Genomic DNA, 19088 nt, shown 5'->3' with positions numbered 1-19088 from the left:
GCCTTTACGGTCTTTTCCCGGCCAATAAGACGACAAGAAAGGAGCCGCCCTTATGGAGCAAGCGCACGGTACATCCGCAGCCGCCAGATTCAGCAGAGCCTGATTGCGGGTATTGTTTCTCAGAACTTAAGACAGGCACGGCCTATAAACGGTGGAGTTCGGAGAAACACTAGACATGCTCCCCGTGATCCGGGATTCAACCCGTGCTGTGATAACTCATTTCGAGTGAGAAAGAGGAAGCCTATGAGAGTGTTCAATCCGTACCTGCTGCACAAAATTTTCCGGGGGGCCCTCGTCCTGCTGTTCCTTGTAGCGGGCTGGCTGCTGCTGCGGTACGTATCCCCGCTGATTTATCCCTTCATTATCGGATGGCTGCTGGCCTATGTATTGAATCCGATCGTCAACATGCTGCAGCGGAAAGCCAGAATGCCGCGCTGGCTGTCTGCCACGGTGGTAATCCTTCTGCTGATCGCCATCACGGTTACGGCCATGACCCTGCTGGTGACCAAAGTAATTGTGGAACTGGGTACGCTGGCCGAAAATTTACAAAGTATGATCAACGGCTGGAAAGACCAGGCGACCGGATTTTTGAATTCGGCCTGGTTTCAGGGGATTGTGGGGCAGCTTAACGATTTCATGCGCTCCAATAATCTCGATCTCAGCAGCAACCTCAGCTCCGTTACGGGAACGGTTGCCGATTTCAGCTCCAACGCCTTGAAATATATCGTCAACTCGCTGATTCATATCATCCAGTCCCTGCCGAACATCGCGACCGTATCCATCATTGTTCTGATGGCGACCTTCTTTATCAGCAAAGACTGGTACCGTCTCGTCATGCGCTACACCGTGCTGGTACCGGAAACCGTCCGCAAAGCGACCCGGCTCATCTCCAGCGATTTGCAGAAGGCGCTGTTCGGCTTTATGCGCGCCCAGCTTATTCTCATTTCCCTGACGACGGTCGCCGTCATTATCGGGCTGCTCATCCTGCAAGTGGACTTCGCCATTACCATCGGCCTTCTGATCGGCTTATGCGATCTCATGCCTTATCTCGGCACCGGCGCCGTTCTCGTTCCGTGGATCATTTACTGCTTTTTCAAAGGCAACCTTTTCCTCGGAATCGGCTTGTCCGTCCTCTACGGCCTGATCGTCGTAGTGCGGCAGATTATGGAGCCCAAAGTGCTTGCCTCAAGTGTGGGACTGGATCCGCTCGCCGCCTTGATCGCCCTGTTCGTAGGGCTCAAACTGTTCGGCGTTGTAGGACTTATCCTCGGCCCCGTGCTCATGGTAGTCCTGACGGCGGTATATAAAGCAAACGTCTTCCACGACATTGCCCGTTACATAAAAAATGGCCCGGCCGCGAACACGGAGGTTCGCTGACCGGGCTTTTCTCCGACCTGCTTCACCGGAAACGAGGGAACCGCACAAGCTGCCGTTTCGCCGTTTCCGTTTTTTATTTTACCTGCGATTAATGAACATAAACCGCCCGTTCCTCATCAGCTTCTGCAGCAGAACCAGAATTCCCATCTTAAACAGGGAACGTGTAAAAGGGACTACCAGCAGCAAACCCGCCAGATCGGTAAGGAATCCCGGCACGATCAGCAGCAGGCCTCCGACAAAGACGCAGACGCTGTCCAGCACGGAATTCGTCGGGTTGTGACCCATAGCCAGCTGATTGCGGGCATAGGGCAGAAAGCGGGACGCTTCCTTCCTCACGAGAAGAGCTCCCGCGGCACCCGTCAGCAGAATCAGCCCGAACGTCATCCAGCCCCCTATCAAATGAGCCATCCCGATAATACAAGCGATCTCAAGGACCGGTACGATAATAAAGACAGCAAGCGCAATACGCAACACCGGCTATCCCTCCCTTTGCAGCCATTCGTATAATTCAGGCGCTTCCTTATCTATACGTACAGGCCTCCAGGAAGGATTCACCCAGGCGTGTCTCGTCATGCCCGTAACAAGAAGTTCTTCTCCCCGCCGCACTTCGTATTCAAACTCCAGCTTCACCGTCGTGTAGCTTGTGACGCGGGCAAGAATCGTAATTTCGTCATCATAACGGGCCGGGCGCACATACTTCAGTTCTGCACCGACGACCGGCAGCAGCAGCCCCAGTTCCTCCACCCGCTTGTACGGAAAACCTCTGTCCCGGATATATTCCGTGCGTGCGATTTCCAGCCAGGTCAAATAATTGGCATGGTATACGACTCCCATCTGGTCGGTTTCCTGATACCTGACCCGGATGCCGTACGGAAACCACTCGCGCTCCTTCGTAACTTCGTTCGGCAAGGTCCTTCCTCCTGTCTTTTGGTTGTCCTGTTGGGGAGACTCTTTATCCTAAGGTTTGAAAAAAAGAGTGAACCCGCTGTCAGGCGGACTCACTCCTTACTTATCCGAGTCGGTTACAGGACGCGTGCACGTCCCGAGTATACGATCCCCACTTCAGGGAACAGTGTGATTTCCATGTCGTCCTTGATCAGGTCAAGGGCACGTTCAACACCGACGATAACCGGGATGCCCAGGCTGAGAGCTACCACCGCGGCGTGGGAAGTAATCCCGCCCACGTCCGTGATCAGGCCCGCCGCACGCTCGATAGCCGGCATATAGTCCTTGTCGGTCGTGTTGGTGACCAGGATGGCGCCGTCCTTCATTTTGCTGACGGCTTCCTCGGCTGTTTCCGCCGTTACGACGATGCCTTTCGCGTGCTGGGTACCGATACCGGTTCCTTTGGCGATCATTTCGCCGACCTGGTGAACCTTCATCAGGTTCGTTGTACCGGAGCTGCCGATCGGCACGCCGGCCGTGATCACGACGATATCGCCGAGATCCACATAGCCTTCGCGGATGCTTCCATCGACCGCTTGTTCAAACAGCTCGTCCGTCGTCTGTGCATCTCCGTGAAGAAGTACGGGCTGTACGCCCCATACGAGGTTCAGACGGCGCATCACCTGCGGGTTGCGTGTTACGGCAACGATCGGCGCTTTCGGACGGTACTTGGATACCATTCTGGCGGTATATCCGCTTTCCGTAGCGGTTACGATCGCTTTGGCATCAAGCTCCAGAGCGGCATTGGCGACGGATTGGGAAATGGATTCCGTTACCGTCGTTTGCAGCGCGTGCGCTTGACGCAGGAAAATTTCGCGGTATTCCAGAGCCGCTTCCGCACGCTGTGCGATGCGGGACATGGTTTCTACCGCTTCAACCGGATATTTCCCGGCAGCCGTTTCGCCGGACAGCATGACCGCGTCGGAGCCGTCGAACACGGCATTCGCCACGTCACTCGCTTCGGCACGGGTCGGGCGCGGGTTGCGCTGCATGGAGTCAAGCATCATCGTAGCGGTAATAACCGGTTTGCCGACCAGGTTACACTTCTTGATCATTTGCTTCTGTACTACCGGCACGTCTTCCGGCGGAATTTCTACGCCAAGGTCGCCGCGGGCAACCATCAGGCCGTCGGAAACTTCCAGAATTTCATCGAGGTTGTCCACGCCTTCCTGGTTCTCGATCTTCGAGATGATCTGGATGTGCGAAGCGTTGTGGCGCTCAAGCAGCTCGCGGATTTCAAGCACGTCGCTTGCTTTACGGACGAAAGAAGCGGCGATGAAATCGATGCCCTGCTCGATACCGAATATAATATCGTTAGCGTCTTTTTCCGTAATACCCGGCAGCGAGATGCTGACGCCCGGAACGTTCACGCCTTTTTTGCTCTTAATCGGACCGCTGTTCACGATGCGGCATTTGATATCCGTTCCTTGAACGGCTTCAACCGTCAGACCGATCAGACCGTCGTCGATCAGAATCGTGTCGCCGGGCTTAACGTCTTCCGCCAGACCTTCGTAGGTTACGGACACGCGTTCACGATCTCCGAGAATTTCTTCGGTCGTCAGGGTAATCATCTCGCCCGCCGCCAATTCGATCGGCTCTTCTTTCAGCTTGCCGAGACGGATCTCGGGGCCCTTCGTATCCAGCAAAATGGATACGTTGCGGCCTCCGAGCTCTTCGCAGGCAGCGCGGAGATTTTTAATCCGGCCGCCGTGCTCTTCAAAATCGCCGTGAGAGAAGTTCAGTCTCATCACGTTCATTCCTGCCGTTACGAGCTTCTTGAGGTTTTCTTTGGACTCGCTTGCCGGTCCGATGGTACATACAATTTTTGTCTTACGCATGGTTACCCTCCTGAGTAAATGTATATCTGCCGATTTGTCTGAATTTGAGGTATCTGTCTTCTTTAAGCTCCTCTTCCGACATCGCTAACAGCGGCTGCATGTGCTCCAGAACGGCCGCCTTAATATTCGCCGACTGGAGCTCCAGATCACGGTGGGCGCCACCCTGTGGCTCAGAGACGATGCCGTCGATAACGCCCAGTTCCGCAATATCCTTGGCGGTGATTTTCATCGCTTCCGCGGCGTGCAGCGATTTGGATGCATCATTGTACAAAATGGAAGCCGCTCCTTCGGGACTGATGACCGAGTAGATGGCATTCTCGAGCATAATCACACGATTGCCGACGCCAAGCGCGAGCGCTCCGCCGCTGCCTCCTTCGCCGATCACGACGCAGATCACAGGCACGCGAAGACCGGCCATGATAAGCAGATTGCGCGCAATCGCTTCCCCTTGGCCCCTCTCTTCGGCGGCGTTGCCCGGAAATGCCCCTTTCGTATCGATGAACGTGATGACGGGACGGCCGAACTTGTCCGCCTGCTTCATGAGACGAAGCGCTTTACGGAAGCCTTCCGGATGCGGGCAGCCGAAATTGCGGGCGATATTGTCCTTCGTGTCCTTGCCCTTCTGGTGACCCACGACCGTAACGGGAAGCCCGTCCAGCTTGGCGACGCCGCCGATAATGGCCAGGTCGTCCCCGTACAGGCGGTCACCGTGAAGCTCCACGAAGTCCGTAAAGATTCTCTCTATGTAATCGATAGTCGTCGGGCGCTGCGGATGCCGGGCCAGCTGCATTTTCTCCGATGCGGACATCGTGGAATACAACTCCTGCTGCAGCTCGGCATACCGTTCCTCCAGACGACGGATTTCATCCGTAAAATCGATTTTTTTCTCTTCACCGAAACGCTTCAGTTCGTCAATTTTGCTGCGAAGCTCAGTCAGTGGCTGCTCAAATGACAATTCACCCGCCATAATTCGCATCCCCTTTCACGTGCATATCAAGCAGTTTGATCAGCGTCGTCCGCATGTCTTTGCGTGCCACAACCTTGTCCACCTGTCCGCGCAAAAGGTTGAATTCCGCGGTTTGGAAGTTGTCGGGCAGTTTCTGCTTGATCGTCTGCTCGATGACACGGCGGCCGGTAAAGCCGAACGATGCTGCCGGTTCCGCGATAATAATATCGCCGAGCATGGCAAAGCTTGCCGAAACCCCTCCGAAAGTCGGATCGGTAATGACGGAAACGAACAAGCCGCCTTTTTCGTCCAGCTTCTGGATAGCCGCGCTTGTTTTAGCCATTTGCATGAGACTGAGAATGCTCTCCTGCATACGGGCGCCGCCCGAAGTCGAGAACAGAATGAGCGGATACTTCTTCTGGATGGCGCTCTCGATGGCACGCGTCAGCTTCTCGCCTACAACGGAGCCCAGGGAGCCGCCCATAAAGTCAAAGCTCATCGCGCCAAAGACGACCGGATATCCCCCGATCGTGCCTTCACCGGTAACGATCGCATCCTTCAGACCGGTCTTGTCCTTCGCTTTGGTAATCTTATTCTCGTAATCCGGAAACCCGAGCGGATCTTCCGAAATCATATTCTCATCATACTCAAACAGACGCCCTTCATCGAGGGTCATCGTCATACGTTCCATCGCATTTAATTTGTAATGATAATTGCAGGACGTACAGACTTTTAAGTTTTTCTCAAGCTCTTTACTGTATTGAATAGTTCCGCAGCGCGGACATTTATTCATCAGCCCTTCGGGTATGTCGCGTTTCGCTTTCTCGGAAGGGATAGTTGCATATTTGCGTTTTTGAAAAAGATCCTTTAGCACATTTGCACCTCTCTGGCTTACAATTTCCGCTCCAGCCATCTGCTGCGGAGGTTTCATAAAACACGCCTTCGCAACCGCTGCGGTCAGCGATGTAAAATGGTGTTGAGTACTTCTTGAACCTCTTCCACTTCACCCTCGGGAACCACGATTTCAAATTGGTTCTTGGTCATGGAGATTGCTCGAATTTGGACCAGAAACCCCTCCTCCGACAGGCGTTGCTTTATACGCTCCGCAATTTTGGCGGTGGGGGCAATATAAATCACGGTCCACATGGGGATATACCTCCTCAACAGTACCCGGGTAAAATGGATAGCGCCAAAACGAAAATGACGCAGCAGCGTATCTCTAGCCTTCACTTTCCGTTCTCTCAAGTCTATACAATGGAATAATGATAACACAACCTCTAATTTTACCGCAAGGAAGGGTTGTCTTCCCATGAGGCGCCCGCTGCATCGGCATCTGAGATTACAGTTGGAAAAAGAAGGATAAAAATGCGCTCCTCCGCTGTTCACAGCCCGGATACCAAAGGGTTTTCTCCTTCAAAAAACGTTCCCGGCATAGGCCCGACAAAAAAAACTTCCCGGCCCTCGGGCCGGTGAAGTTTTTGTTAATCATCATGCGGACGCTGCCCCTGCGGACCCGGCCATTCGCCAAACGGGACACGCCCGTTTGAGGGCTTGCCTCGGAAGAGGAAAAAGAGCTAGGCAGGCTCCTTTATATCCCGGGTTTCGCGGCTCCGCAAAATTCCTCGAAATACGTCGGAAAGGGTATATTCCGACGGGTGATTCTGGCGGAGGCCGCCGCAGTCAGCCGGCCGGCCGAAAGATCGCCGAGAAACACGTGAATTTCCCGTTCATGATAGATGAGTTCGCGGATAATGCGTATTACTGCTTCCGGATAACGGAAACTCTTCAGCCCCGATCATACCATAAACATGCACATTTCCCAAAGCCGGCGTCCCGTCCATTCCGTACAGGGGCTCGCCCGCTTCCAAATGCTTTGCGGCGGTTCGGGAAAAAGCTTGCGTTCCCCGGATCATCCAGCGCCATGCCGGTTATCCGGGTGTATTGCATACGGAAAAAGGAGGATTACTTCACCTTTACACAATCTTTTCCCATCAACTGTTCGATCGAACGGAACAACTCCGGGGAAGGCTTGACGCGGTACTGGCCGCTCAGAGCCAGCAGCCGCTGGGTGCGCTCGTAGAACAGCGCGACCTCCAGCGGTCCCGCGTGAAGCTGCAGCAGTTCCTGCAGCTTCACGAGGTTATGCGGCTCTTCCAGGTGAGCCGCGATCTTGACGTACACCCGCTGCCGGGACGCCCCGGCGGGTGTGCCCTGCGCGGCGGAGCGCCGTGCCTCATCCGCGGATCGGTCGGCGGATGAGCGCTGCGGGACCGCGCTGCCGCGGTCCGCGGCACGGCCGGGCGAGCCGGCAAGGTCGGCGCCTGCGCCGTCGGGACGCGGGCCGCCTCGCGGTTCAGCGCCGCCGCCCGCTGCCGGGCCCCCGCCGGGCCGTACGCCGCCGGCGCCAAGGCCGCGGTCTTCGGCGGCATAGCCACCGGCTCCGCGGCGCGTCTCGCGCACGACGCTGGAGCCGCGTGCTGAGCCTGCGCCGGATGCCGTCGCGGCTCCCGCCGGGCCCGCTTGGCCGCCGCCGTCTCCGGCAGGACGCGGGCCGCCTTGGCCGGCTTTCGCGACGCTGCCCGCTCCTCCGGCGGAACGCTCGCCTGTGCCGGCATTCACGCCGCCGCCCGCTGCCGGGCCCCCGCCGGGACGCTCACCTGCGCCCGACTGAGCGCCGCGGGCGTTACCGGCGGCAGAGCCACGCTCTCCCGGGCGTCCCCCCTGCGGCGATGCTCCGGCTCCCCGTGGCGCACCGCCGCCGGAGGCGGACTGGCCGCCCGGGCGCAGCGGACGGCGCTGCCAGCGGCGGACAGCCGGATCGTCCGGTGCGGCCACGGCCTCCGCCAACAGTTTCGGCGGGTCTTCGTCCTGCAGACTGAAGCTTGGCTTTGACAAGGACGACGCTGCCTTTCTGTACGAGCGGAGCGTGTTTTTTCCACGCTTCGGGGAATAAAACGACTTCAACCCGCGCAATCCGGTCTTCCAGATCCACAAAAGCCATAGGCTGGCCTTTTTTCGTGACAATCGTTTTGCTGGAAACAACCATACCCGCCACAATCACTTCACTGTTATCGGCGTAATCCTGTAAATAATGGAGCGGGTCCGCTTCCAGCTCACGGAGAAGCGCTTCATGATCATCAAGCGGATGGCCCGATATATAAAGCCCGAGCAGTTCACGTTCATACTCAAGCTGCTGCGTACGGGAAAGCCGGGCCACTTCCGGAACCTCCACTTCCCAATTCGGTTCTTCAACGAAGCCGAACAAGTGAAGCTGCAGGTCATCCCGTTCTTTCCGCCATTTCACCGCCGCCTCAACCGTGTCGTCCAGCATGGCGACAAACTGCGCACGGTGGCCGGGAAAGCCGTCAAGCGCCCCTCCCTGAATGAGCGATTCGATCACGCGTTTGTTGCAGACGCGCAGATCCACTCTCCGGCAGAAGTCGAGCAGGCTCTCGAAAGGTTTCTCCCGCCGTTCCTTGAGGATCGCTTCGATGGCGTTGGTGCCGACATTTTTGATCGCCGCCAGGCCGAAGCGGATGGCTCCCTTACTGCCGGCAGGAACTCCGGAACTGCCGGCGGCGGATTCTCCGGACTCCTCGCCCGCCGCATATTCTCCCCCGGCATGAGCGTGTCCCGCCGTCTCTGCGGGCTGTCCGGCCGCGCCTCCGTGATCCGTGTCCGGTTGTCCTTCTGCATCCTCCGCAGCCTGCAGGGATACTTTGGGAGCGACTGGCGTAAAATTTACGCCGCTCTCGTTCACATCCGGCGGCAGCACTTCAAGCTTCATCCGTCTGCATTCGTCGACATACTCGGCCGTTTTCCGGTGATTACCGACGACGGCCGTCAGCATGGAAGCCATAAAATGCCGCGGATAATGTGCCTTCAAGTACGCTGTCTGGAAAGCCAGCACGCCATAAGCGGTTGCATGCGCACGCGGGAACCCGTAATCCGCGAACCGGACGATCATGTCGTAGACGCCGTTCGCCTCTTCCTCCTTATAGCCTAACCGGGCGCTGCCTTCCACGAAGTGTGCGCGCTGCTCGTCCAACACTTCGCGCTTCTTCTTGGAAACGGCACGCCGGAGCAGGTCCGCTTCGCCGAGCGAAAATCCCGCCATGACCGAAGCGATCTGCATGATCTGCTCCTGATAGACGATAATGCCGTACGTATCCTTAAGGATCGGCACCAGCGCTTCATGCGGAATCTGCGGCTGCGTCAGCCCGTGCTTGCATTCGATATACCGGGGGATAAACTCCATCGGACCCGGACGGTACAAGGCGTTCACGGAAATGATATCTTCAAATCCCGACGGCTTCAAATCCCGAAGCACCTTGCGTATTCCCGGAGACTCCAGTTGGAAAATACCGGTTGTCTCCCCTTTCCCGAGAAGTTCGTAAGTCAAAGGATCATTATCCATGTCCAGCTTCGCCAGATCCAGCCGGATGTCTTCCTGCTCCTCAATGGATTTTAGGGTCCGTTCGATGATGGATAAAGTCCTTAGACCGAGAAAATCCATCTTAAGCAGGCCTATGGCTTCGAGATGCTCCATCGAATATTGGGTCAGCGGAGTCTGTCCGTTCCCTTCCTGCAAAGGGACATAGTGAGTCAGCGGCTCGCGCGAAATGACAACCCCAGCGGCATGTGTCGAAGCGTGTCGCGGCATTCCTTCGACACGTTTCGCCATGTTCAGCAGTTCCGCGGTTTTAGGGTGCTTCGCGGCCAGATCTTTCAGATCCGGATTCACCTTCAAGGCCGCTTCCAGCGTCATGCCGAGCTGTCCGGGAATCATCTTCGCGGCGCGGTCCACTTCGTTGTACGGAACGTTCAGCACCCGGCCGACGTCCCGTACTGCCGCCTTGGCGGCCATCGTACCGAAGGTGATAATCTGGGCGACGTGCTCCTGCCCGTATTTCGCGACGACGTAATCGATAACCTCGTCCCGCCGCTCGTCGTTAAAGTCGATATCGATATCCGGCATCGTGATCCGCTCGGGATTCAGAAAACGTTCGAAGAGCAGTTTATACCGGATAGGGTCCACATCGGTAATCCGGAGCACGTACGCAACGAGACTTCCTGCGGAAGACCCCCTTCCGGGTCCCGTCATAATACCATGCTCGTGCGAGAAGCGGATGAAGTCCCAGACAATAAGAAAATAATCCGAAAAGCCCATGCTTTCGATGACGCCGAGCTCGTACGAAAGCCGTGCGTCCAGCGTCTGCCGGTATTCCCCCTGCGGATCGTTCCAGCCCGGCTGGTTTTCATAGCGGCGCGCCAGCCCTTCGGTGCACAGCTCCTTGAGGTATTCGCCGGCGGAGAGCCCCTCTGGGATCGGTTTGAATTTCGGCAGGATAGACTGATCGAAATTCAAAACCAGTTCGCATTTCTCCGCCACAAGCTGCGTATTGTCGAGCGCCTCGGGCACGTGCGCGAACAGTTTACGCATTTCGTCCTCGCTTTTCAGATAAAGCTGGCTTGTCTCGAACTTGAGTCGCTGGGGATCGTCCACCGTCTTGCCGGTTCCGATACACAGCAGCACGTCCTGCACCGCATGGTCCTGTTCCCTGACGTAATGTACATCATTAGTGGCGACAAGCGGGATGCCCGTTTCGCGGCTCAGCTCGATCATGCCCTGCATGACTTTTTTCTGCTCGATGGACCCGTGATCCTGAATTTCAAGATAAAAATCTTCGCCAAAAATAGAGCGGTACCTCTCGGCGGCCGCTTTGGCCTGCTCTTTGCGGTCGTGAAGCAGATGCTGGGACACTTCGCCGCCCAGGCACGCACTCAGACAAACAAGCCCTTCCGAATAACGGGCGAGATGGTCGTGATCAATGCGCGGTTTATAGTGGAACCCTTCCAGGTGGCCGACCGAGCACAGCTTCATCAGGTTCTGGTAGCCCTGCATATTTTTGGCCAGCAGAATAAGATGATAGATCGGCTGGTCCTGCCGTGTGCCTTTGGTCCGGATCGTCCCTTCCGTAAAATAAGCTTCGCAGCCCAAAATAGGCTTGATGCCCTTGGCCCGGCATGCCTTATAAAACGGTACCGCTCCGTACATGACGCCATGATCCGTCAGCGCAAGTGACTTCATGCCCAGCTGCGAGGCGGTCTCCACGAGGTCCTGGATGCGGGCGGCGCCGTCAAGCAGGCTGTATTCACTGTGAACATGCAGATGTATAAACGAATTCATGGCCATTACTCCTCCGAAACTTCCTTTCTTCTATTCTATCACAATTTTCAAAAAGGCGAAAATGCGTTCGCCCCGGAAAAATTTTCCCTCCAGCCGGTTTTGTCTATAAAAAAAGCCGTCTGCACCCGTAGGGACAGACGGCTTCTAATCGCCGCTGCTGCCATGTAGCCGCAGCGGCTTATTTTTGTTTGAGGCAGGCCGCACGGCAATCCGTACCGGAATGCATGAATACGCATCGCCGGCCGTCTTTCACACATAGCCGTAGGCTCCGGGCGTTCGGGGGCTTGGCGTTCAACCACAGTGATCAACCGGCAACCGGCACAAATCTCTAATTCGCAAAAAGCCTTTACTTCCCCGCTTTCTATGCGCTGTGTCCGTCTGCTTGGTTGGCTACCGGTAAGAATCCAGAAGCGCCTTGAACACTTTGCCGGAACGCTCGATCTGCTTGACCGGCACGCTGTAGGACAGCCGGAAATGACCGCCGCGCCCGAAGCCGCTTCCCGGCACGATCAGAAGGCGATGCTCCTGTACCGCTTTCAGGCAGAACTCGACGTCGTCGGCAATCGGCGTCTTCGGGAAAATGAAGAAGCCTCCCTGCGGCACGGTGAATTCATAGCCCGCCTCCTGCAAGACGCCGACCATAAGATCGCGGCGTTTGCGGTATTCCTGCTGCTCGACGGCGAGTGTATCCATGCGCGTAATGACACGCTGCATCATAACCGGCGCGTTGACGAATCCGAGCGTCCGGTTGCTGAAAACGAAGGCCTGTGCAAGCAGCTGCGCATCGTCCGCCGAAGCGTCCACCGCGACATAACCGAGCCGCTCTCCGGCGATGCCGAGGTCTTTACTGAACGAGCTGACGAGAATCGTGCGCCCGTATGCGGCAAACGGATTCGGCGGAACCGCGTCGTACACCAGCTGGCTGTACGGGTCGTCGTACACCATGTAGATCAGACCGCCGTGTTTTTTCTCGCCCTCTGCGAGTACTTTTCCCAGTTCGTTTAAATTGTCCTGCGTAAGAAGCGTACCGGTCGGATTGCCCGGTGTGTTGATAATGATCGCGCGCGTTCTCTCCGTGATCGCCTGGGCGACACGCTGCGTATCGACGCTGAAATCGTCTGCGAGCGGAACATGAACCGCGACGCCGCCGTGATTGTCGGCATAGTAGTCATATTCCACGAAGTAAGGCGTCAGCAGAATCACTTCATCGCCGGGATTCAGGATGCTTTTCAGGACCACGTTCAGTCCTCCGCCCGCACCGACCGTCATGACGATATGTTCGGGCTTGACACTGCCTCCGTAACGGCCGTTGAGATAGTCCGCCACTTTCTGTCTTGCCGAGGGCAGCCCCTGATTCGGAATGTACTGATGCTTGCCCAGCTCGCCGCTGTTCACCGTATCGGCGAGTGCTTTCAGGAAAGTCTCGGGCGGCTCGACCACCGGATTTCCGAGGGAGAAATCATACACTTCGTCGGCTCCGTAAATGTCGATCAGCCGCTTCCCTTCGTCGAAGAGCTTGCGGATCCAGGAGCCTTTTTCAAGCTGGCCTGCGAGTTTTTCGGAAATTGCGCCTTTCGCTGGAGATGTCATAGCGTTGCTCCTTTAGTACATTTTTTATTTTTGTAAACAAAAACGGGGTTTAATCTCCCGATGAAACCGTCTCGTTCTCCGGCCGGCTAACCAGTTCTTCAAGAAGCGTCAGCAGCTTCCGGTTCTCTTCTTCCGTTCCTATGCTGATCCGGATTTTGTCCTCCAGCAGCGGGGAATCGAAATGCCGGATGTACACGTGCCGCTCCGCAAGCCACCCGGTAATCCCCCGTGCGGATAGTCCTTGGCCCGCCGGAGGCGTGCAGAGCAGGAAGTTCGTCTCCGATTCGGGAACGGTAAACCCGAGGCTGCGAAGACTGCCGCCCAAGCTGCTTCTGGAGGCCCGGATACGGCGGACGGTTTCGTCGAAATAGGCCCGGTCCCTCAGCGCGGCGGCCGCGATCGTTTGCGTGAGCATGCTCACGTTGTAGGAATCTTTGCATTTATCGAGCGCCTCGATCAAAGCCTCGTCCGCAAACGCATAGCCGAAGCGGATGCCGCAAAGCGAATACGATTTCGATAACGTGCGCAGAACGAGCAGGTTCGGGCAGCGGCCGATAAGCCTCAAGGCGCTCGCATCTCCGTCGGCAAAGTCGATATAGGCTTCGTCGACGATCAGTAGCCCTTCGTACCGGTCCGCAAGTTCCTCGATCGCCTCCACAGACACCAGTAATCCCGTAGGGGCATTGGGATTTACGAGAATGATAGCCTGGGAAGGCACGGCGAGCAGAGCTTCCGTGTCGATGCTGAAGTCCTCCCGGGTCGGTACGAATTCGCAGTGTACCCGGTGTATATCCGCCGCGGTCCGGTAGAGCGAATAGGTCGGATAAGGCAGGGCGATGGTGCTTCCCTCTTCCAGAAACGCTTTGAACAGAAGGGAGATGATCTCATCGGAACCGTTGCCGCAAAATACCTGGCCGCGGTTCACACCGTAGATGTCCGCCAGCACCTCCCTTACGGGCTCGGCCGTAGCGTTGGGATAACGCCTCAGCAAGGCGTAATCAAAACCCGCAAGCGCCAACCTCACATCCGGTGAAGGCGGGTAAGGATTTTCGTTGGAATTAAGCTTGACGACCTGCTGCTCCGCTTCCGGCTGAAAACCGGGTATGTAGGGGGCCATGCTGCGAATATGGGCTTTGGCGTACAAGAAATCCGCCTCCTCTGCTCTTATAAATCTCCGGTGAAAATTCTTTTTAATCAGTATAACGCAAATTTCTGAAGATTCTAGCAAAAAATAGAGACCGGCCCGTTCTGCAAGAATCGCGGACTTTCTCTCTTTTCTCTATCATAAACGCTCGCGGAGCTTCATAGACTATACCAAAGGGACCCAACAAAACCGCACAGTAGTCCAATAAAGAAAGAAGGGAATCAGGTGACGGCCTTTGTCACTTCCGCGATACTCAATTTCTTCGTAGCGTTCGGCGTCGTCATGGGAGGCAGCATGCTTGCGGGAATCGGCTCGGTTCTGTCGCTTCAGCCCCCGACTTACAAGATGCTGCTTATCGCCGAGAATATTAAAATTTGGGCGATGGTCGCCGCAATCGGAGGCACGATCGATCCCATCCGGATGATCCAGGACAACTTCCAGGACGGGCAGTTCTCCCCCGCCTTCAAACAAATTCTGCTGATTATCAGCGCCTATATCGGGGCGCATATGGGCACATCGCTCATCCAGTTGATCTGCAAGGGGGGCGGGCAGTCTTGAAAATCCCCAGCTTCGACCGTTATCCCCGCTTCCTTGCGGGTGTCGGACTCTTTTTGGCGGGGGGAATTGTCGGCAGCGCCGTATTTCTAAGCCTGTACCATCATACCTACAACGTGCTCGTAATTGAAAACTGGAATCTGAAAAAAGAAAACAACGGGCTTCAGCTGGATATCGAATCTCTGAATAAATTTAAAAACAAACAAGGACTGATCACGCGTGTGACCGTCCATTTGTACAATGATATTCAGCATCCGCTGGAAAGCCATGTTCAGAAAGCGCTGGAAGACCGGGTCAAGAGGGATCTGAAAATCGTCGAGGGACAGAAGCTGGGGGTAATACGGGATTCGCCCCAATTGTACGAGCGCCTCATCGCGAATAAAACGTATTATGGCGTAATCGATAAAGATTACATCGTCAACGTCAAAGCGATGGCGCTCGTACAGTCGGAGCTTACCGTGTGGATTACGGCGGACGAGCCCAAGAAACAGGCTCTCCCCGATAAAGGGACGATCGTGCCGGACCATGACGCTTTTAACGGTTCTTACTAGCCTTTCCTATTAAATAAGCGGCAAAGGCTGAATAGGGGCGTTACAGCTCGAAACGGGCCAGCGCGATTTCCCGGAAAGCTTCCTTGTTCGCGGAAGCGGCCGGAATTTCGGCAAACAACTCGTCCGCATGGTGCAGATACAAGTTCTGAATCGTACGCGTGTATTCGATACAGCCCGAGTCCACGACATACTGGACGCATTGCGGCTTATGCTTTAAAAATTGGGGCTGGTCGATTTCACCCTTGTAATACTGCTGGATGACCGGGAATTCCGTATCTTCCTCGTCCAGAAGGAACAGGACCGGGATGGTTTTCTTTTTCTGCACGAGATCGTTCTTGTAATCGAAACGGAGCAGGTCGCTCAAATCGTTGTCGAGCTGGGCCATCAGTCCCATATAAACGGCCAGGCGGTTCAGCTTGCCGACGGTATCCTCATCGGCGTTCGCGTCCGTGCAGGCGTAACCCATATACAGAGCCAGTTGAACCAGCGTGCCGGACTTGCGCTGTACCATTCCGACATAGTCCTCTTCCGTCTGCACGGCATTCGTCACGTCCAAATGCTGGCCGTTAATCGCCTCCGTAATAAATTCGCATACTTTGGCGGGATCGGGCAGAGGAGCGACCGGATATTGGCGGCGCAAAGCCCCCAGTTCGGAGACGGAAGCCGTCACGAGTCCCGTGTATACGTTCAGCGCCTGCTCCTGGGGCACGGTCATCCACGGCTTCTCCGTATTGTCCTGATCCTGGATATCGTCCATAATATCCAGCGCGAGCAGCATAAGCTCGGTCAATGCGGCGGTCCGGTGAATGGCCGGATTGCTTCCGCCCAGCAGATCGTGAACGCTCCAGGTGAGCTCTCCCCAGATGGAATGCTCTTCTTTCTTGTCCGCTACGCTTTTTAACAGCAGTTCTTTCAAGGAAGGTACGGTAAAATACGATTCAATAAGATCCTGAATATCGCTCCAAACTTCAGCCTTCATGCTGCACCGCCTTTTCGGGATTGGTCAACGCTTGATTTGTAAAAATTTCTCGATAGCCTGAGCCCGGGATTTCACCCCGAACTTGTCGTAGATTTTGCGCACGTAGTTGTCCACCGAGCGTTTGCTCATATGAATCTCATCGGCAATCTGCTCATTGGTGGCGCCTTTGACGATCTGGTTCATGATGTTGATTTCCTCGTCGGTCAGGCTCGACAAATCATCGTCCGGATGGCTGAGCCTCATCTGGTGCAGCAGGGAGATCGGAATGACGGACTGGCCCTCTTTCAGCGCCCGCATCATGTTGCGGATCTGGTCTTCGCTCGAATCTTTGGACATAATGCCGCAAACGCCGAGCTCAAGAAGGTTGTTCAGAATCGGCATATAATCGATGCCCGTGAAAATCACGATCTGAACGTCCTTGTTCAATTCCTTCATTTTGACGGCGACTTCCATGCCCGTTAAATCGGGAAGGTGAAAATCGAGAAAGATGATGGACGGATTCAGCTTCACCATCATTTCCACGCCCATTTCCCCGGTCGTCGCGACGCCGACCACTTGAATATTCTCCTCCTGCTCCAGAATAAACTTCGTGCCGTATGCCATGGCGGGGTGGTCATCAACTATTAGGATATGTTGTATTTTATTCATGTCGGTATGCCTTCCTTTATAGGGATCTGAATTCTCACTTCAACGCCTTTACCCGTCATGGACTCCATCGTAAACTGCCCGTTTAAATGCAGGACCCGGCCTTTCATCTGCTCCAGGCCCATACCGGAACGGCCGACTGTCTTGCCCGACGACGAATTGGGTTTAAAGCCGATTCCATCGTCCTCGTAGTGAATGCTAACCTCGCTTCCGCTTGCGACAAGCCGGATGAAAAGCCTGCTGGCCTGCGAATGTTTTTTCGCATTTGTAATCAATTCCTGAATGACGCGGAAAATATGGCGTTTCGCCTCATAATCGAGATTCTCCATCGCCGTCGTCTTTCCTTCCGTCACGAACTGAATTTCGTAATCGCCGAGACTCGATTCGGTATCCACGAGGTTCTGCAGGGCACGGACCAGCCCGATATTTTTAAGCAGATAAGGATTCAGCTCGAAGCAGCACTGCCGCAAATTCATATTGATCAGTTCCAGGTGGTTCAAAATATCTTTGAGCTGCCGGTGGTCGTCGGGATTAAGCAGCTGCTTCTGAAGATTTTTCAATTTCCGTTGGACGAAGAAAATGTCCTGCATGGTCGTATCGTGCAAATCGGTCGCGATCCGTGTCCGCTCCTTCTCCTGCAGGTCGAACATGGTCTTGCGGAACCAGACGTATTCCTCGCTGCCTTCCTGGTTGGGAAGCTCCGAAGCCAGTTCCAGAAGTTTCATGTTCAGCTTGCGGATCAGATACAGGTTCTCCAGGCTGACCGACAGGTACGAAATAATAAGACTGAGCCACTGGGTTTCTTCCCGGTTCATAAACGTATTGGTCTTCTTTTTGGCCATGACCAGATAGCTCACGTATTCCTCGTGCCCTTTGATCAGCGTTCGCGTATATTCGGAATCGAACCAGTCGCCGGTAAGGAACCGCCTTTTCACATCCTGCTCGTCGATATTCCCCTCACTGATGATTTCGAGAGTTCCGGACGCATACTGAATAACGATGGCCCCTCCGTAGACTTGCAAAATATCCACGATATCCACCAGCACGATATCTCTGAGCTCGCGAAAATTCGTAATGCTGCCGAGGGCGCCGGCGATTTTTTTGAGTGCCTGCTGGAGGTAATATTTCCTGGGAAACATAATCTTCTCCAGCCGGGTCGCGAAATATTCCAGAGAGTAGGTGACGAACGTCAGCACGACCATCGTGGTCGTAAAACTGATCACCATATGCTTCAGTGTCGCGTCTTTCTGGAAAATAAAATAATTGACGGCTACGAGCACGGCGCTAGGCAGTACGGAAATCACAGCCGTATAGAAAACCCGCCGCAAAATGATGTCCAGGTCGTAAAGCTGCTTGGACATAATGAGATAGCCGAAGGTGACGGGGAAGAAAAGAATGAACCAGCCGCTGTAATAAGAAAATGCCAGTTCCGTCTGGAACAAAATCCTCGGGATAAAGTTCAGGAACGCCAGCGGGCAGAAAGACAGCCCTAAGCAAAATATAATCGTTTTAATAATGGTAAATAAATAATCGTTGGATTTTCGATATTTCTTGTATAAATGGCCCAGAAGATAAATATTCATAATAAAGCCGGCTATGAAGAAACTCATCGTCCCGTAATAAATGATTTTGTAGAACTTGAAGTTCGCCTCCGGGAAAAACATGCTGAGCTGCAGCAGAGAAGAAAATCCGATGGCGGCATAGACGTATTTCATGTAACGCGTCGAGAAAGTGAAATTGGATCGTTCCCGGAAAAACATAATCAGAAACTGCAGGAACAGAAAAGGCAGGCACGCTACCAGACTCGTCGTCATTCCCTTGGCCAGAATATCAGTCCGGGTCGAAGCGCCCAGACACATAAAGATCAGCCCGATATTCAGAAATACGGCGGACAGCATAAGGGCCGACCGGGATTTGGAAAGCCGGCTGTAAATCAGAAACGCGAAAACAAAAGCAATGATCTCGCCCAGAAGGGACAAAATATCGACTGTCATGGACGTGGCATGATCTCTCGTCGTAAAGGTCAGTTCTTTGTCTCCGCGAAGCACGGTAATGACGTCCGCCTGCTCGATACTGTAATATTTTTTGACCGTCAGATGCTCCTCAGGCCTTTTTCCGTCTACGCTTACGATCTTGTCGTCCGGCTTGAAGCCGATCTTGGAACCGATGCTGACCCGCTCCAGCTGGGTGATGACCCATTCCTGCTTGGGGTTCTGATCCACGATAATACCCAGATACGGATACCGGTAAGCTACCCTTAAACACCAGAATTGAAGGAAGATGATGCCTATAAAAAACAATATCATCCATTTTTTTTTGGAATTCATA

General features: G+C 54.8%; 16 protein-coding genes. 3 read left to right on the top strand and 13 right to left on the bottom strand.

Annotated features, from left to right (window positions below):
• Positions 1-243 precede the first annotated feature (243 nt).
• A complete protein-coding gene (gene ytvI / locus ABC395_RS06305) occupies positions 244-1377 on the top strand; it encodes a sporulation integral membrane protein YtvI (protein WP_413001593.1) in 1134 nt (377 codons plus the stop codon).
• A 78-nt stretch (positions 1378-1455) separates the two neighbouring features.
• Here ytvI and ABC395_RS06300 read toward each other — a convergent pair whose 3' ends face one another.
• From ABC395_RS06300 to hisC, 10 genes are all read right to left on the bottom strand, one after another.
• Positions 1456-1851, bottom strand: a complete 396-nt coding sequence (locus ABC395_RS06300) for an FxsA family protein (RefSeq protein ID WP_413001591.1) — start codon at positions 1849-1851, stop codon at positions 1456-1458.
• A 3-nt stretch (positions 1852-1854) separates the two neighbouring features.
• A complete protein-coding gene (locus tag ABC395_RS06295; RefSeq protein ID WP_413001589.1) occupies positions 1855-2286 on the bottom strand; it encodes an acyl-CoA thioesterase in 432 nt (143 codons plus the stop codon).
• A gap of 113 nt (positions 2287-2399) precedes the next feature.
• Entirely contained in the window at positions 2400-4160 is a 1761-nt protein-coding gene (gene pyk / locus ABC395_RS06290) for a pyruvate kinase (protein ID WP_413001588.1), read from the bottom strand.
• On the bottom strand, positions 4153-5127 hold the full coding sequence (gene accA / locus ABC395_RS06285; RefSeq protein WP_413001586.1) for an acetyl-CoA carboxylase carboxyl transferase subunit alpha: 975 nt from the start codon (positions 5125-5127) through the stop codon (positions 4153-4155). The genes pyk and accA overlap by 8 nt, the downstream gene beginning before the upstream one ends.
• Positions 5117-5980 (bottom strand): acetyl-CoA carboxylase, carboxyltransferase subunit beta, encoded by an 864-nt coding sequence (accD, locus tag ABC395_RS06280; RefSeq protein ID WP_103997719.1) that lies wholly within the window; start codon positions 5978-5980, stop codon positions 5117-5119. The genes accA and accD overlap by 11 nt, the downstream gene beginning before the upstream one ends.
• Before the next feature lie 83 nt (positions 5981-6063).
• Positions 6064-6252 (bottom strand): hypothetical protein, encoded by a 189-nt coding sequence (locus tag ABC395_RS06275; protein WP_009676703.1) that lies wholly within the window; start codon positions 6250-6252, stop codon positions 6064-6066.
• An 816-nt stretch (positions 6253-7068) separates the two neighbouring features.
• Entirely contained in the window at positions 7069-7287 is a 219-nt protein-coding gene (locus ABC395_RS06270) for a hypothetical protein (protein ID WP_413001583.1), read from the bottom strand.
• A 502-nt stretch (positions 7288-7789) separates the two neighbouring features.
• Complete coding sequence (locus tag ABC395_RS06265) at positions 7790-11296, bottom strand: DNA polymerase III subunit alpha (RefSeq protein ID WP_413001581.1); 3507 nt, start codon at positions 11294-11296, stop codon at positions 7790-7792.
• Between the two features lie 390 nt (positions 11297-11686).
• Positions 11687-12886 (bottom strand): pyridoxal phosphate-dependent aminotransferase, encoded by a 1200-nt coding sequence (locus ABC395_RS06260; RefSeq protein WP_413001579.1) that lies wholly within the window; start codon positions 12884-12886, stop codon positions 11687-11689.
• 49 nt (positions 12887-12935) lie between these two features.
• Positions 12936-14030, bottom strand: coding sequence for a histidinol-phosphate transaminase (gene hisC / locus ABC395_RS06255; protein WP_413001577.1), 1095 nt, complete (start codon positions 14028-14030; stop codon positions 12936-12938).
• Between the two features lie 225 nt (positions 14031-14255).
• Here hisC and ABC395_RS06250 point away from each other — a divergent pair, with 225 nt between their 5' ends.
• Positions 14256-14588, top strand: a complete 333-nt coding sequence (locus ABC395_RS06250; RefSeq protein ID WP_413001575.1) for a YtrH family sporulation protein — start codon at positions 14256-14258, stop codon at positions 14586-14588.
• Positions 14585-15136, top strand: a complete 552-nt coding sequence (locus ABC395_RS06245; protein WP_413001573.1) for a sporulation membrane protein YtrI — start codon at positions 14585-14587, stop codon at positions 15134-15136. The genes ABC395_RS06250 and ABC395_RS06245 overlap by 4 nt, the downstream gene beginning before the upstream one ends.
• Positions 15137-15176: 40 nt before the next feature.
• Here the strand turns inward: ABC395_RS06245 and ABC395_RS06240 are convergent, their stop codons facing one another.
• The 3 genes from ABC395_RS06240 to ABC395_RS06230 are packed head-to-tail and all read right to left on the bottom strand — an operon-like array spanning position 15177 to position 19087.
• Positions 15177-16115 (bottom strand): polyprenyl synthetase family protein, encoded by a 939-nt coding sequence (locus ABC395_RS06240; RefSeq protein ID WP_413001571.1) that lies wholly within the window; start codon positions 16113-16115, stop codon positions 15177-15179.
• Between the two features lie 24 nt (positions 16116-16139).
• Positions 16140-16763 carry a response regulator gene (locus ABC395_RS06235; protein WP_103997728.1) on the bottom strand — a complete coding sequence of 208 codons (624 nt, stop codon included), beginning with the start codon at positions 16761-16763 and terminating at the stop codon, positions 16140-16142.
• Positions 16760-19087 carry a sensor histidine kinase gene (locus tag ABC395_RS06230; protein ID WP_413001569.1) on the bottom strand — a complete coding sequence of 776 codons (2328 nt, stop codon included), beginning with the start codon at positions 19085-19087 and terminating at the stop codon, positions 16760-16762. Before ABC395_RS06230 ends, ABC395_RS06235 begins: the two co-directional genes overlap by 4 nt.
• Position 19088 lies beyond the last annotated feature (1 nt).

The sequence above is a fragment of the Paenibacillus canaveralius genome, assembly GCF_047238265.1.
In the GTDB taxonomy this organism is placed as follows: domain Bacteria; phylum Bacillota; class Bacilli; order Paenibacillales; family NBRC-103111; genus Paenibacillus_F.
This window is presented reverse-complemented; position numbering and strand designations above follow the sequence as displayed.

What these genes read in the sequence shown, in the direction of transcription:
- ABC395_RS06260 (WP_413001579.1), bottom strand. Translation starts at nt 12,886, where the DNA reads ATGACATCTCCAGCGAAAGGCGCAATTTCCGAAAAACTCGCAGGCCAG.
- ytvI (WP_413001593.1), top strand. Translation starts at nt 244, where the DNA reads ATGAGAGTGTTCAATCCGTACCTGCTGCACAAAATTTTCCGGGGGGCC.
- accA (WP_413001586.1), bottom strand. Translation starts at nt 5,127, where the DNA reads ATGGCGGGTGAATTGTCATTTGAGCAGCCACTGACTGAGCTTCGCAGC.
- ABC395_RS06240 (WP_413001571.1), bottom strand. Translation starts at nt 16,115, where the DNA reads ATGAAGGCTGAAGTTTGGAGCGATATTCAGGATCTTATTGAATCGTAT.
- ABC395_RS06235 (WP_103997728.1), bottom strand. Translation starts at nt 16,763, where the DNA reads ATGAATAAAATACAACATATCCTAATAGTTGATGACCACCCCGCCATG.
- pyk (WP_413001588.1), bottom strand. Translation starts at nt 4,160, where the DNA reads ATGCGTAAGACAAAAATTGTATGTACCATCGGACCGGCAAGCGAGTCC.
- ABC395_RS06265 (WP_413001581.1), bottom strand. Translation starts at nt 11,296, where the DNA reads ATGAATTCGTTTATACATCTGCATGTTCACAGTGAATACAGCCTGCTT.
- ABC395_RS06230 (WP_413001569.1), bottom strand. Translation starts at nt 19,087, where the DNA reads ATGAATTCCAAAAAAAAATGGATGATATTGTTTTTTATAGGCATCATC.
- ABC395_RS06275 (WP_009676703.1), bottom strand. Translation starts at nt 6,252, where the DNA reads ATGTGGACCGTGATTTATATTGCCCCCACCGCCAAAATTGCGGAGCGT.